The sequence below is a fragment of the Acinetobacter sp. UBA3132 genome, from assembly GCF_002364825.1.
GTDB lineage: Bacteria > Pseudomonadota > Gammaproteobacteria > Pseudomonadales > Moraxellaceae > Acinetobacter > Acinetobacter schindleri.
Window position 1 is genome coordinate 1 of record NZ_DEZM01000228.1, and the last position, 14,517, is coordinate 14,517.

Here is a 14,517-nt window from a genome sequence, read left to right on the forward strand (position 1 = left end):
CGCTTTTATTGGTCGGCACATAATCCAGACCATCACTCAGACGATGGGCAGGTGTTAAACGGCGTGCATTCAGTTCAAAAACTTTATTGGCAATAAATAAACTGTAGAAACGGTAAGCGATGCTGTACACACAGGCTGCGGCCAGTACCAGCCAGACTGCATTCACATGCTCACCACGACTGAGTGCAAGTATCCCGAAGGAGACTGCCCCGACTATGGCTACCAGGAGCCAGATGATTTTCGAAGTCATGCTCGACTTCTGTTGTAAAGTTTCCATTCAATCCCTCATATCTGTTGCATTTAAATCAGCGTGATTCTTTTTGTTCGAGGTACTGCTGTTTTCCCTTGCGACTTTACTCCTGTTCTTTTTTGTTGCCTCTAAGACTTTGGCATAAAAAAGGGGATGATTTTCATCATCCCCTTTGATAATAGTCTATTTTCAGACCATTATGCACGTTCTAGGTATTCACCTGTACGTGTATCAACACGAACTTTATCTTCTTGCTGAACAAATAATGGAACACGTACTACCGCACCTGTTTCCAGTTTCGCTGGCTTACCGCCACCGCCCGAAGTATCACCACGTACACCTGGATCAGTCTCAACGATTTGCAATACCACAAAGTTTGGTGCATTCACTGTTAAAGGAACGCCATTCCAAAGCATGATGGTACATTTTTCATTAGAGTCATCTTTTAACCATTTTGCTGCATCGCCCATCGCGATTTTATCTGCTGCAATCTGTTCAAAAGATACTGGATCCATGAAGTTCCACATTTCGCCATCGTTGTACAAGTATTCCATTTCTACTTCTACGATGTCAGCAGCTTCTAGTGAGTCACCAGACTTAAATGTTTTCTCTAACACTTTACCTGATTTAAGGTTACGTAATTTTACGCGGTTGAAGGCTTGGCCTTTACCTGGTTTTACGTATTCGTTTTCCATGATTGAACATGGGTTACCATCAAGCATAACCTTAAGGCCTGACTTGAAATCATTCGTAGAATAATAGGCCATGACTGGCGCACTCCAAACTTACTAACTTTAATCTATTGATGCTATGGGCTGTTGCAATGTCATTTAGCAAGTCTGACACGAACATGTAGTTGCCACATGCACATTCATTTAATGTTGCGTATTCTAAATGACCAATACACTATGCCGCAACGAAAAATTCCTATTTAACAGACCTTCACTGACTAAGTTACAGTCAGACATATCAATGAACAAATTATTCAGCCCCTACCATCTGCTGATCATTAAGACAAAGCTTTATATAATCTGCTCAACTAATACGTCAAACTTTATCCAATACAGGCACATTCATACTATATATAAACTGTTAAACTAATCGCTTCAGCTTCATCGCTTCCACTTTTACTTTATTCTTCCCACATGACAGACTTTTTCTATCAGGAACAAAACTGGCAGTCACAACTGAGTGACTTGATCACAAATCCGCAGGAATTATTACAACAACTGAAACTCTCACCTGAGCAGCTACTTTCTGGCGCAATTCTGGCATCAGAACAATTCAAGTTACGGGTACCACGTGCTTTTGTTGGCAAAATGCAGGCTGGCAATCCACTTGACCCCCTGTTACTGCAAGTCCTGCCACATCACCTGGAACTGGAAGAGCATCCGGGTTTTGTTACTGATCCTTTGGGTGAAGAACAGGCTAACCAGCAGCCAGGTGTCCTGCATAAATATAAGTCGCGTTTTCTGCTGACCCTGACCGGAGCCTGTGCCGTACATTGCCGATATTGCTTTAGACGTCACTTTCCTTATCAAGAAAATTTACCTAAGAATGAAGATTGGGAAAATATTAAAAGCTATCTGCAAAGCCAGCCGGATATTAATGAAGTGATCCTGAGTGGTGGTGATCCACTCACTCTTTCTAACCGGAAATTAAAACTCTGGATTGAACGTCTGGAAACTTTAACTCAACTTAAATTCTTAAGAATACATTCACGAGTTCCGATTGTAATCCCAAGCCGAATCGATGACGAGCTGACAAGCATGTTAAAAAACAGTAGGCTACGTATTATTCTGGTGGTACACTCAAATCATGCATCTGAGCTGGATGATTACACCTGTAGCAAACTGAATCAGTTGGTTCAGCAACAGATTACCGTACTTAATCAGGCAGTGTTACTCAAAGGAGTAAATGATACTGCACCAGTTTTGGTCGATTTAAGTTATCGCTTGTTTGAAGCTGGAGTGATGCCGTATTATTTACATGTACTTGATAAAGTAAAAGGGGCGCATCATTTTGATTTGTCACCTAAGCATATAAACGAGATTTATACAGAAGTTTTAGCGAACTTACCCGGGTATTTGGTACCTAAACTTGTTCGGGAAATTGCGGGCGAAAAAAATAAGACACCGCTTTTTGGGGTTTCAACATTTTGAGTTAAATAATAAATGAGTAAACATAATTCAGATATTTTTCAAACGCCGACGGAACTTAAACTGGATCAACTGAGCTTTTGTCCAGCCAATGTAAAAGCCTTGCAGGAATGGGTTGCAGGAATTTCGATCCTGCAACTGGGGACATCCTCCAAGTCACTGTTCAGTGCCCTACTGGAAATGTCTGAACTGAAGTGCTCTGAAACCCTGCGGTTTGACCTGATTCAGGTACTGCATCCGACTCTTGAAAATGTACTGACCAGCCTGGAAAAACACTTCGTCAATCAAGGCCTGATTACTACTGACCGTAATGACCAGATTATTGAACTGGCAATGCTGCTGCGTAGTCATTTTGCCAAGGCCTATATTGATATTGCCAAGCGCTGTAATCATGAGCTGAATCACAGCAGTTTTTCTTTATTTAAACTGGGAAAAAAGAAAAGTCTGACCACGGCACGTATGGTTTCGATTTACTATGCTTTGCAACAGCTCAGCCTGCTGCTGTATCAACAGCATATGCTGTATGGCAAGCCAGTGATGGGCCAATGGCTTGCAGCTCATCAGCTACTTGAAATTGCAATGCAAAATAATTTCCATCAGAGCAATATCAATCAGGTCCTGGGTACTCAGCATGAGCTACAGAATATTTCGAATGCGTATGCACAGCTGATCCTGCTGGAAATCTTTAATACTCATCAAATCCGACCTGCAGAAATTCAAGGACTGTATCTTTGCAGTTTTGACTGGACCAAACTGGTTCAGGTTTTACCTAAAGAAACTACCCTGTCCCGCTATGCAGTCGACAGCAGCAAAGACTTGCCACCAGTATATAACTCGCGTCTGAATGACCATTTCAAGCCGAGCATATTTATTGCCACTCAGAACCTGATGGAACATCTGGCGGGTACACAAACCAAAAATGCCCAGTATCTGTCGCGTAATGAAAAATTGTTCCTCACGCCAGCGCTGCATTTCCATATCTATAATCTGTTGACCACGACCATGGAACGTCGTCATGAGCGTTATGAATACTCAGCGCATATCAATATCTGTTTTGGTTTGTCGGCTGCACATTTCTACCTGTCTCAGGGCAAAAACTTCCATGAAACCCTAGATGTTGAAGGCGGCTACAATTTCCAGAGTGAAAGTAGCTTTGTCAGCGCATCAGAAAATACTGTACCAGGTTCATTTAGTCATATCAAAGCCTTAGATCGTGAAGCCAAGCAGATTCACCATGCCGAAGTGCTGGACATCAGCGTCAATGGTTACCGGATTAAGTGGACCGGCTTTACCCCATCGAATCTGAAAACCGGCGAATTTATTCTGGTTCAGGAAAATGCCCAAAGCCAATGGCGTGGTGGTGTGATCCGCTGGATCAAACAGTCAACAGAAAAAAGTCTGGAACTAGGCTTGGAAATTCTGGCGCAAGACCTGTTCCCATGTGCAGTTTATGCACGGACCGACCGTCATCTAAAAAATTATCAGCCAGCTTTACTAGTACAGACAACCCAACTGGATCAGATTTCGAATAGTATTATTGTGTCAGGTGTACAGATGTTTAGGGAAAAACAGACGATTCACCTGCGTGTTGATGGTCGTGAAATAAAAATCTATCTGACCAAAGCACAGCTGATCACACAAAGCTTTATTCGATTTGACTATGAATTATTGAATGATCAGGAAGAACAGATCATTAAAGGCTTTATTCACAAGCAAATGAATGAAATCAATAATCACGATTTATGGGAAGCATTGAAGTGAGAAATCCATTATTGTCTAAAAAGTTAAAACGTACGGAAACACGTTTACTGATTATTGATGATAATCAAATTAGATTTAACCAGATTCGTGATCTGTTGACCGCCAATGAATATCAGGTGGATGCAGTTCTACTGGATGACCTGCAGAACTTTGAAAAGCAGTTGAATTTCAACTGGGACCTGATTATCTTTGGCCGTGCGTATGACCTGAAATATGAACAGGCACTCAGTCTGGTACGCCTATCGAAACAGCCAAACTTGCCGATTCTGCTGCTTAAACCTGATGACTATCAGGCTAATCAATATACCGGTTATATCCAGAAAGGTGTGTATGACATTTTGAATCTGGAATATCCAGAACGCTTTTACCTCGGTCTGGTACGTGCCCTGTCTTTCAGCCGTCTGACCCAGTCGCAGCAACATTTAATAGAAGAGCTGGAAACAGCACAAACTCAGGCACAATTACTGGTTGAGGACAGTAACAAAGCGGTAGCCACCATTCAGGAAGGCATTCACATTCAGGCCAATGAAGATTACCTGAAACTGTTTGGCCTGAATTCTGAAGATGACATTATCGGTTTGCCTTTACTGGATCTGTTACAACCACAAGATCTAAACGAATTTAAGACCCGTTTTAAGAAAATTTCCCAAGGTCAGTTCGAGCTGGGTGGTTTTGAAATTCATTCAACCAATCCAAAGATTGCTGCAGTCAACCCCCTCAAGCTTGAGTTCCTGGCATCTACCAGTGAAGAAGATGCTTTACAGCTAACGATTGATACTGCGAAGACTCAATCTGCTACAACAACTGAAAAAGCAGCAGTCAAGCCAAGTACGTTACAATTACTAAAACGTGAGCTGAACCGTGAGCCTGCCAATGCCAATGCATTAATCACCTTCTCTCTTGCTGCTTATGAGCCTCAAATTCTCAATGCAGATTGGGCGATCTACACAGGCTACTTCCATGAAGTTAAGAACTTCCTGAAAGAACAGGTTCGTGTATCGCTGTTTAAACTTGAACATGATGTCTTGGTCGGTGTCATTCAGGCCGATTCTCAGGAAATTCTGGAATCTAAACTGATTGGGTTAGCTGCATTAACCAAACCGCAGTTGATTACAGTCAATCAGCAGACCTGCTCTCTGAACTTACGCATCGGTTATACCAAGCTTGACGGTGAACTACATGATGAGGCACAGCTGGATCAGCATATTGCTCGTGCCTTCTCTACACCATTACCTCAAGCACAACAGTCTTCCGAATTTGTGCTGGATATTCCATCGGATATGCTTGCACCTGCAGAAACTGTTCCAAGTCTGGAATTCAGTATTGCCGAACCAGCTGCAGCCCAGTCAGCCTCTAGTCCAGTATCTGCACCAGTTCCAACGCCTGTAACACCAGCCACGGCGGCAGCACCTGTAGCGATGCCAGGTTCAATCCTGCATGCACTGCGTCAATGCCTGGAGCGTGGCGAAATCCATCTGAAATATCAGCAGCTGTATGACAAGGAAGATAGCAACCTGTATACCTATGAGGTTACCAGCGGTTTTATTTTTGAAAATAAATGGCAGGATATTTCCAAGCTGCTGGAACTGCGTGAAGATGATGAACTTTCAATCAAGCTAGATCGCTGGATTCTGGTTGAGTCTTGCAAGCAACTGCATAACTTTATCACCCAATATCCTGAAGCCCGCTTGATCGTAAACCTGAATCGTGCCGTGCTCTTCAAAGACCGTAGTTTTCCTGAGTTTATCTCCAAGCTGATTACGATTATTCGCAGTAAATTAAAGCATCCTCTCACTTTACAATTTGCTGAAGAGGATCTGATTCTGAACCGCGAGGATGCGCAGAAATATATCCGTATTCTGCGTGACCATGGCGCAGAGATTGCGATTCGTGAATTCGGCAATTCGATATATAGTGAAACCTTGCTCCGTGAAATGGATGTAAATGCCTTAACGATCCATCCACAGCTCACTGCGCAATTGAATTCCAATACCGAGGAACTGCAGGAAAAAATTACTGGCTATCTGGAAGTCAAACCAGTTTATATTCTTTTACGTGAACTGAATGACATGACTTCCTTTGCCAATGCCTGGAATGTCGATGCACGCTTCATTCAAGGGGATTACTTCCAGAAAAAACTGGATCATCTGATTGACGTACAGGAGCGCTAAGCGCCTGTACCAAGCCTGAATATTGTGAATTCACAAATTTCAGGCACAAAAAAACGGGCAAATTGCCCGTTTTTTTTCATTTTGGGTATTAACGTTTAACAGAACGTGACATACCAGCAAAACGTTGTTTGAACTTGTCGATACGACCGCCAGTGTCAACGTTCTTTTGCTTACCAGTGTAGAATGGGTGGCAAGCTGAACATACGTCTAGGTAAAGCGTTTCTTTACCAACAGCTGAACGAGTTTCGATAACGTTACCACATGAACAAGTAGCAACTAGTTTTTCATATTTTGGGTGAATATCGGCGCGCATGGTCGATTCTCCATAAAGATCAAGAAGGTTTTGCTGTCATCGCAATTGATCACTCTCAGAAACTGAGGAAAGGCCAGAATCAAATTCAGGCAGATCAACACCACAACAGACCATTCTTTTGGCCCACCGAGACGGATACCGTCAGAGCTAAGCACAACAAGTTGGGCAATATTATACGTGAAACAGATTTAATATGCGAATTATTCTTCAGTTTTAACTTCAACCTGTTTGGACCACATATTGGCAACAATGCCGCAAACCATCAGCTGAATCTGATGGAAAATCATGATCGGCAATACAATCATGCCAATTGGCTGACCAATAAACAGGATTTGTGCCATCGGCACGCCGCTGGCTAAAGTTTTCTTGGAACCACAGAAAAAAATAGTTTTCTGATCCGCTTTATCAAAACCAATCCAGCGCGGCACAAACAGGGCCAGCAGCATCACCAAAGTCAGTAAGACTGAGCAGGCAATAATGAGCAGTAATAAGGTCGTTAAGCTTACCTGATGCCACAGCCCTGCCACAACGGCACTACTGAATGCGCCGTAAACCACCATGAGAATCGAACCCTGATCAAAAATCTTAACGATTTCTGGCATTTTCTTCATTTGTGGAAATACCCAAGGACGCAGAATTTGCCCAAGGATAAATGGCACCAGTAGCAGTAAAGTGATCTGCATAATAGATGAGGTTGGATCAAAACCATGTTGTGACTGACCCAAAATAAAAAAGGCTACTAATATCGGGGTAATAAACATACCAACAATATTGGAAAATGAGGCACTACACACTGCACCGGCGACATTACCCTGTGCCACTGAAGTAAAGGCAATCGAAGACTGTACTGTTGATGGCAGGAAGCACATAAACAGGAAGCCCCAGTACAGTTCCTGACCCAATAACGGAACCAGGACCGGCTTGGCCAACAGACCAATTATAGGAAACAGTGCAAAAGTAAATGCGAACACCAAGGTATGCAGCTTCCAGTGCATCAATCCTTCAACTACGGCCTCACGTGATAACTTGGCACCATGCAGAAAGAATAAGATAGCAATGGCAATTGTGGTAATAGATGAAAAGACTTCAGCCGCCTGTCCTGATACCGGAACAAAACTGGCAAGTATCACCATTATAAAAAGCAGTATAGTAAAACGGTCCAATGCCAATAACTTAAGCATATCCCTTCATCCCTTAGATTTTATTGTTTGATATAAAAATGCCCGGCTATCTTAACAGATGCCGGGCCCATGCTATGCACTCAGATTGATGTAATCTTTTCATCTCTACATGAATACATTTCACATATCACACTTAGTTATTACGTGCATTATGGTCCTGCTGAATCAGTTCAATTTTATAACCATCTGGATCTTCAACAAATGCAATAACGGTTACACCGCCTTTCATTGGACCTGCTTCACGAACCACCTTGCCACCACGTGCCTTGATTTCTTCACAGGCTTTATAGGCATCATCGACTGCAATCGCAATATGGCCATAAGCATTGCCAAGTTCATAACTGTCTGTATCCCAGTTATGTGTCAGCTCGAGCACGGTATGGTTCTCTTCATCACCATAACCTACAAATGCCAGAGTGAAACGACCTTCTTCATAATCACGCTTACGAAGTAAAGTCATACCAAGCACTTCAGTATAGAACTTTAGTGACTGTTCCAGATTGCCTACACGTAACATGGTATGCAGCATGCGCATATTATTCATCCTTATTGCCAGATTGTTGTTGGTGTTCACCGAGTAATTTTCCAACCCAGACCACTAGAATGAGAATCGGAATCCCAATCAATGTGGTCATCAGGAAGAAGTTCGGATAACCGATATTGGTGACTATAGTACCTGAATATCCCCCTAAAATCTTAGGGGTTAGTGTCATAAGTGAGCTAAAAATCGCATATTGGACTGCAGTGAAAGATACGCTGGTCAAGCTGGATAAGAAGGCAATAAATGCTGCACCTGCTAGACCGGCAGCTAGATTGTCGACGATAATCGCAAAATACAGCCAGGCATCGCTATATGGCTTGATCACCTTGCCTGTCACTTCAATATCAGTATTACGATTCACATCCACAGGAACCAGTGGCTGGATATCGACATCAAGCATCTTGGTATTTTTAGCATCATTGCTCGTCTGATAGACATGTGTCACTTGCTGAACAGCTCGCTCATCCTCCATTAGTACCACACTGATTAAATGCGCTGGCGCAGATTTCAGTTTTTCTGCTGGAATAGCTGTACTAAACACCCCCTGTTCTTCCAGCTTGGCTTCAAAACGCTCATCATTCAGTTCATAAATGATCTTTTGATTATCTTGTAAAGCTTCACCGACATATTGACCACGAACCACAATACTCCCTTCTTCATTAGCATGAAGGGTATTGTCGCTGGTAATTGGTAGAATCTGCAGCTGTGCATTACCTGAAGTCTGCAGCAAATATGGCATGGACAGACTAACTGTACTATCAGTCGTATTAGCATTGGCATAAGCCGCCTGAACCTGAATCTGCTTGGCATCAGCCAGTACCTGTACTGGTACTTTCACTTTCCAGTAACCAACTTCATCCGTGTCTGCCTGATAGTGTTGCTGTCCAACCTGAATATCTACCGGATTTAGCTGTTGCCCGGATTTAACCAAACCAATAAAGATCAGATTGGTAGAACAGGCCAGAATGGCACCGACAAACATCAGCTTCATGATATTCATCTTCTGGGCCAATAATCCTCCCAGGAAACCACCTAAGAGGGAAAAGATCACCCCATAGACCTTCACTGCTTCAGCAATCTGCTCCTTGCTAAAGTTCATGTCCTGATAGAACACATTAGAAATCACACCAGCAATAATGTCTGAAACACGATAAAAACCAATCAGCAATAACAGGACCAAAGCCAGTTTTAGGCCATAGCGCTTGAAGAAATCTGCAACAGGATTGACCCAGGTTTCATAGGCCATTTCCCGGTTCACCGCACCCAGTTTCACCAAGGCGGCACCCACACCGAATGCGACTGCACCAGATCCGATAAAACGCAAAGATTCAAAAGTAAATAATGCAAAGGTATCCTGAATGGCAAACTGTTCAGTCAACATGCTCACCAGGTTACCTGAATATACATAGCTCAATACAAAGCTGATGACCGCGACAAAAAACACCCCGACCAGGCGGAAATAATCACTGCGTATATAGGTTTTTCGTACACGATCGACCTGCGGTTCACGGATTGACAGCGTCGTGATAATCCCCACCAGCATCACCGCAGCCATCGCCAGATAGGTCCATTTCCAGGCATCATAAATATAGTTACCTTTTGCGGTACCTAGGTAAGCGGCAAGGAACAATGCGCCCGCACCAGCGACAATCATACCAATACGGTAGCCTGCGTTATAAGTTGCAGCCAGCACGGTCTGCATCTGGGTTTCTGCCAGTTCAATACGGTAGGCATCAATCACAATATCCTGAGTTGCTGCGGAAAAGCCAAGCAAGACTGCACCAAGCGCCATCTGCTGAAGATGTAGTTGTCCTAAAGCCGGATCTGAAAAAGCCATAATACAGATCGCGCAGACAATCAGAATTTGAGCGATCAGCAACCAGGCACGACGTCGACCTAAAGCCTTAGTCAGGAATGGCACTGGTAGTTCATCAATCAGTGGTGCCCAGACAAACTTAAAGGAATAACCCAAGGCTGCCCAGCTAAAGAAAGTTACAGCACTTTTACTAATACCCGCTTCACCGAGCCAGAGAGACAGACTTGAAAAAATCAGGAGAATCGGTACACCGGCTGAGAAACCCAGAAACAGCATGATCAGCGCACGCCGGTCCAAGAAGGCTGTAAAGGCGGATTTCCAACCCGTCGTTTGTGTTGTCATTGCTTTATTATTTTCCGCAAAAAACCAGTAGTTGCTATTCAATCCTTTAATACAGGATCTTTCAACAAGATTTACCATTTTCTCTGCATAGATCATTTTATTTTTTTACGTCAAAAGCGACATGTTGGCTTGAATTTTCCGGCTAATTCTGTATACCTTAAATCATTAATGCACTATTTCGTTTTGGACATCAACAGTGACCCAGAGACTCGATCAAATTCATTCTTCAATAACCGCCAATACGATTAACACTACCCTAACTGCACAACAAAACCATGCTGAACTATTAAAGACAGCATTTGAACAAAGCGAAATACAACCTACTCTTGAAAAAACCCGCTTGCAGCCCACGCAACTGACACATATTCCAAAACTGGATAAAATTCCGGCGTCGACCAAGCGTATTAAACCATTAAATAATTTTCTTGGTCAGGATCGTGCACGTGCCTCAGTTGAAGCCGGGATTGCCCTGCCATATTCAGGCTATAACATTTTTGCTGTCGGAACCGCAGGTCTTGGCAAGCGCACCATGGTCAAACGTCTGCTACAGCAACATGCCAAAACAGTAGCAACACCAAATGACTGGGTGTATGTTAATAATTTCCAGAATTCCCGCCAGCCGATTGCATTGCAGTTTCCTGCAGGTCAAGGTCCTAAATTCCAGGCAATGCTGCATCAAAGCTGGCAAACCATTCTTAAACAGCTGGAACGTCGTTTTACTGCGGAAACCTATTACAACCGTATTGAAATGATCCGTCAGCAAACCGGTGATGAACAGCAGCAAGCGCTGATTGAACTGACCCGTGAAGGTGAAGAATTCGATCTAAAGCTGATCTCTCGCAATGATGAGCACTGCTTCGTACCGGTTCATCTCAAAGATGACAAGCTGCAGGAAATGACACAAGATGATCTGAATGCACTGAGCAATAAAGATCGTGCTGAAATTGCCTCCAACATGCGTTACATGGATAAAAAACTGGAACGCCTGGGCCTGCACCTCGGTGATCTGGAAGATGATGCCCGTGACCGTGTACAGGTACTCAACCGTGAGATTGCCAAACAGGTGGTTTTACCACGTGTTGAACAGATGCTGGCTAAATTTAAAGATGTAGAAGGCCTGGATAAATATCTGAAATTCTATGCGGAAGACATCATTAATAATGTCGAGATTGTGCTGGAACAGGAAGAAGATGACTTTACTCCTGGCCTGTTCAGTCGTGTGCCGTCCCGTTATCAGGCCAATGTCATTGTGACATATAAGCCAAACAGCGGTGCGCCGGTAATCTTTGAAGATTTCCCAACCCATTACAACCTGCTCGGTCATGTAGAACAGTTAACCCAGAACGGTACGATTACCACTGACTTCACCTTGATCCGTCCGGGCTCAATGCATCGTGCCAATGGTGGCTTCCTGATGATTGAAGCCGAGCAACTCTTAGAACAACCGTATGCATGGCAAGGCCTAAAACGTGCATTGAAATCTGGTCAGCTGAAACTGTCTTCTCTGGAACATATGCTAACGCTAACGGGCAGTATTTCGATTGAGCCAGCGGCGATTCCACTTGATATCAAGATCGTGTTACTAGCTGAACCAGAAATCTATTATGAAATTCTGGAGCTCGAACCTGAGCTGGGCAGTATCTTTAAAATCCGTGCTGACTTTACAGATACATTACAACGTAATGACGAAAATGAGCAGGCCTATATGCAGCTCATTGCTGATTACGTTCAGGCAGACAAACTGTTGCCTTTTGACCGTTCTGCCTTGGCTGCCTTATTGACTGATTCAAGCCGTCAGGCTGAAGACCAAAGCTCCTTGTCATTACATGCGCTGACTTTGGGTGATTTGATTCGTGAAGCGCATCATCATGCCTTTAAAGCTGATGACAAAATGGTTTCAGAAAAACACATCAATACTGCCCTGGATCATCGCAAATATCGCTTAGGCTATTTACGTGAGCTATATTGGCAAGATCTGTCTCGTGGTACCCAGCTGATTGAGACACGTGGTCACCGTCTTGGTCAGATCAATGCCCTTTCTGTCATTCACTATGCGGACGTAGAATTTGGTTTACCTTCACGTTTAACTGCATCGGTCTATCAAGGTGGTGGTGACATTCTGGATATCGAGCGCAGCGTGGAACTCGGTGGTTCACTACATGCCAAAGGCGTATTGCTGATGGCATCTTTCCTGAAAGCGCATTTCGGTCGTGAACAAACCCTGCACTTCTCTGCAGCTCTGGCGTTTGAACAAAGTTACGGTCAGGTGGATGGTGACAGTGCTACTGTAGCTGAACTCTCTGCATTGATCTCAGCCATTAGCCAGCTGCCAATTGACCAGTCTTGGGCGATTACCGGTTCCATGAACCAGCTCGGTCAGGTACAGCCAATTGGTGGGGTAAATGCCAAGATTGAAGGTTTCTTCGATGCCTGCAAATTGCAAGGCTTGACTGGCAAGCAAGGTGTGATTATTCCACGTCAAAACATGCAGCATCTGATGCTGCGTAAAGATGTAATTGCAGCAGTTGAAGCAGGTCAGTTCCATATTCATGCGATTGATACCATCGATCAGGCATTGGAAATTCTAATGGCACGTCCGGTTGGCACCCTGGACAAGAAAGGCCGCTATAGCAAGCATTCAATTTATGCTGCAGTGATGGAGCAACTGGATTACTGGCAAGCTATTGAAGATGGTGCCGAGCTTGAGGAAGAAGAGCCAAAGAAAAAAAAAAAAAAGAAGAAAAAGAAAAAAGAAAAAGCACCAGTAAAGGATATTCAGGCAGATCCGGATGCGCTTGCAGCAGCACTTGCGGCTGAATCAAAAGAACTGGAAAAATCTGAAACCTCTGAGAATAAGGCAGAAAACTAATCCTGCCCCTTTCCATTTTAAGTGTTAAACTTCAGTCATAAAAAAGCGCTTCTCTGGAAGCGCTTTTTAACATCTGCAAGTCTAATAAAACTATTAAGCTTCAGGTGCCGGGCTGTATTGTTCAACTAAAGACTTTAATTCACCTTTCTGGAACATATCGAGCATAATATCGCTACCACCGATCAATTCACCATTGATCCACAATTGTGGGAAAGTCGGCCAGTTCGCAATAACTGGAAGAGTTGCGCGAATGTCTGGGTTTTCCAGAATATTCACATAAGCAAATGGACGACCAATTTGACTGAGTGCTTCAACCGCACGAGCAGAGAAACCACATTGTGGGAATTGTGGTGTGCCTTTCATATAAAGAAGTACTGCGTGTTTGGCAATTTGGTCACGAATTAACGCTTCTGTATCGCGTGCTTGTTCAGTCATTGATATATCCTCAATAAATCTGCTTCGCATTATACTCAAAATGAACTAAAACAGTATGTCTAAAACAATATTTCATGTTTTATTTACAATTCAGCTTTTATTCTGTTTGAGATTTTGCTTATATAGGTCCTGTCGTTATGTCTATATATGGCATCTATGACTTCAATTTTCAATCCACCTAACAGATAAGAGTTAGTCATGAAGAACATTACCCTTGCTCCTGTGCAAACTGGTCAACCTTCACACTTGATGCCGGTATTTGGCCGTCAGCCGATCAGTTTTGTCCGAGGACAAGGTGCTTATCTTTATACTGAAGATGGTACTGAGTATCTAGATGCTCTGACCGGTATTGCAGTATGTGGGCTGGGGCATGCCCACCCGGTACTTGCTGAAGCAATTGCTGAACAGGCCGCCACCCTGATTCACACCAGCAACCTGTTTGAAGTACCATGGCAGACTGCTGCTGCACAAAAACTGGCTGAAGTTTCAGGCATGGAAGAAATTTTCTTCTCGAATAGCGGTGCAGAATCCAATGAAGGTGCAATCAAGATTGCACGTAAATTTGGCCATATGCAAGGCATCGCTACACCAAAAATCATTGTGGCTGACCACTCTTTCCACGGTCGTACTTTGGCTACCCTCTCAGCGACAGGTAACAAAAAAGTTCAGGAAGGTTTTG

The 14,517-nt window shown here is 43.5% G+C and carries 12 protein-coding genes; 5 read left to right on the top strand and 7 right to left on the bottom strand.

Going from position 1 to position 14,517, the window contains the following annotated elements:
* Positions 1-277, bottom strand: a 277-nt coding sequence (locus B4033_RS12545; RefSeq protein ID WP_286834469.1) for a carbon starvation CstA family protein, incomplete at its 3' end; no start/stop codon positions are given.
* 170 nt (positions 278-447) lie between these two features.
* Positions 448-1,017, bottom strand: a complete 570-nt coding sequence (efp, locus tag B4033_RS12550) for an elongation factor P (protein WP_004810438.1) — start codon at positions 1,015-1,017, stop codon at positions 448-450.
* 378 nt (positions 1,018-1,395) lie between these two features.
* Between efp and epmB the strand changes: the two genes are divergently transcribed.
* The 3 genes from epmB to B4033_RS12565 are packed head-to-tail and all read left to right on the top strand — an operon-like array spanning position 1,396 to position 6,341.
* Positions 1,396-2,412 (top strand): EF-P beta-lysylation protein EpmB, encoded by a 1,017-nt coding sequence (gene epmB, locus B4033_RS12555; protein ID WP_004810440.1) that lies wholly within the window; start codon positions 1,396-1,398, stop codon positions 2,410-2,412.
* Positions 2,413-2,424: 12 nt separating this feature from the next.
* Positions 2,425-4,170: a GTPase gene (locus tag B4033_RS12560; protein WP_286834472.1), complete on the top strand. Its 1,746-nt coding sequence runs from the start codon at positions 2,425-2,427 to the stop codon at positions 4,168-4,170.
* Entirely contained in the window at positions 4,152-6,341 is a 2,190-nt protein-coding gene (locus B4033_RS12565; RefSeq protein ID WP_286834474.1) for an EAL domain-containing protein, read from the top strand. The genes B4033_RS12560 and B4033_RS12565 overlap by 19 nt, the downstream gene beginning before the upstream one ends.
* 88 nt (positions 6,342-6,429) lie before the next feature.
* Here the strand turns inward: B4033_RS12565 and rpmE are convergent, their stop codons facing one another.
* From rpmE to B4033_RS12585, 4 genes are all read right to left on the bottom strand, one after another.
* Positions 6,430-6,654 carry a 50S ribosomal protein L31 gene (gene rpmE, locus B4033_RS12570; protein WP_004782616.1) on the bottom strand — a complete coding sequence of 75 codons (225 nt, stop codon included), beginning with the start codon at positions 6,652-6,654 and terminating at the stop codon, positions 6,430-6,432.
* A 200-nt stretch (positions 6,655-6,854) separates the two neighbouring features.
* A complete protein-coding gene (locus tag B4033_RS12575; RefSeq protein WP_286834476.1) occupies positions 6,855-7,835 on the bottom strand; it encodes a bile acid:sodium symporter family protein in 981 nt (326 codons plus the stop codon).
* 133 nt (positions 7,836-7,968) lie between these two features.
* Positions 7,969-8,370: a lactoylglutathione lyase gene (gene gloA, locus B4033_RS12580; RefSeq protein WP_004810451.1), complete on the bottom strand. Its 402-nt coding sequence runs from the start codon at positions 8,368-8,370 to the stop codon at positions 7,969-7,971.
* Between the two features lies 1 nt (position 8,371).
* On the bottom strand, positions 8,372-10,534 hold the full coding sequence (locus B4033_RS12585) for an AmpG family muropeptide MFS transporter (RefSeq protein ID WP_286834479.1): 2,163 nt from the start codon (positions 10,532-10,534) through the stop codon (positions 8,372-8,374).
* Between the two features lie 196 nt (positions 10,535-10,730).
* Between B4033_RS12585 and B4033_RS12590 the strand changes: the two genes are divergently transcribed.
* Positions 10,731-13,403 carry a Lon protease family protein gene (locus tag B4033_RS12590; protein WP_376745269.1) on the top strand — a complete coding sequence of 891 codons (2,673 nt, stop codon included), beginning with the start codon at positions 10,731-10,733 and terminating at the stop codon, positions 13,401-13,403.
* 93 nt (positions 13,404-13,496) lie between these two features.
* On the opposite strand, the gene grxD is transcribed toward B4033_RS12590, so the two are convergent.
* The gene (gene grxD / locus B4033_RS12595) at positions 13,497-13,838 is read right to left on the bottom strand and encodes a Grx4 family monothiol glutaredoxin (RefSeq protein WP_004810457.1); all 342 of its coding nucleotides are present in this window, start codon (positions 13,836-13,838) and stop codon (positions 13,497-13,499) included.
* Positions 13,839-14,036: 198 nt separating this feature from the next.
* Between grxD and B4033_RS12600 the strand changes: the two genes are divergently transcribed.
* Positions 14,037-14,517 (top strand): aminotransferase class III-fold pyridoxal phosphate-dependent enzyme (locus B4033_RS12600; protein ID WP_286834483.1); only part of this gene is annotated, 481 nt, incomplete at its 3' end.

Coding starts and splice junctions, on each gene's coding strand:
- rpmE (WP_004782616.1), bottom strand. CDS start 6,654: ATGCGCGCCGATATTCACCCAAAATATGAAAAACTAGTTGCTACTTGT.
- B4033_RS12565 (WP_286834474.1), top strand. CDS start 4,152: ATGGGAAGCATTGAAGTGAGAAATCCATTATTGTCTAAAAAGTTAAAA.
- B4033_RS12560 (WP_286834472.1), top strand. CDS start 2,425: ATGAGTAAACATAATTCAGATATTTTTCAAACGCCGACGGAACTTAAA.
- efp (WP_004810438.1), bottom strand. CDS start 1,017: ATGGCCTATTATTCTACGAATGATTTCAAGTCAGGCCTTAAGGTTATG.
- B4033_RS12575 (WP_286834476.1), bottom strand. CDS start 7,835: ATGCTTAAGTTATTGGCATTGGACCGTTTTACTATACTGCTTTTTATA.
- grxD (WP_004810457.1), bottom strand. CDS start 13,838: ATGACTGAACAAGCACGCGATACAGAAGCGTTAATTCGTGACCAAATT.
- gloA (WP_004810451.1), bottom strand. CDS start 8,370: ATGCGCATGCTGCATACCATGTTACGTGTAGGCAATCTGGAACAGTCA.
- B4033_RS12585 (WP_286834479.1), bottom strand. CDS start 10,534: ATGACAACACAAACGACGGGTTGGAAATCCGCCTTTACAGCCTTCTTG.
- epmB (WP_004810440.1), top strand. CDS start 1,396: ATGACAGACTTTTTCTATCAGGAACAAAACTGGCAGTCACAACTGAGT.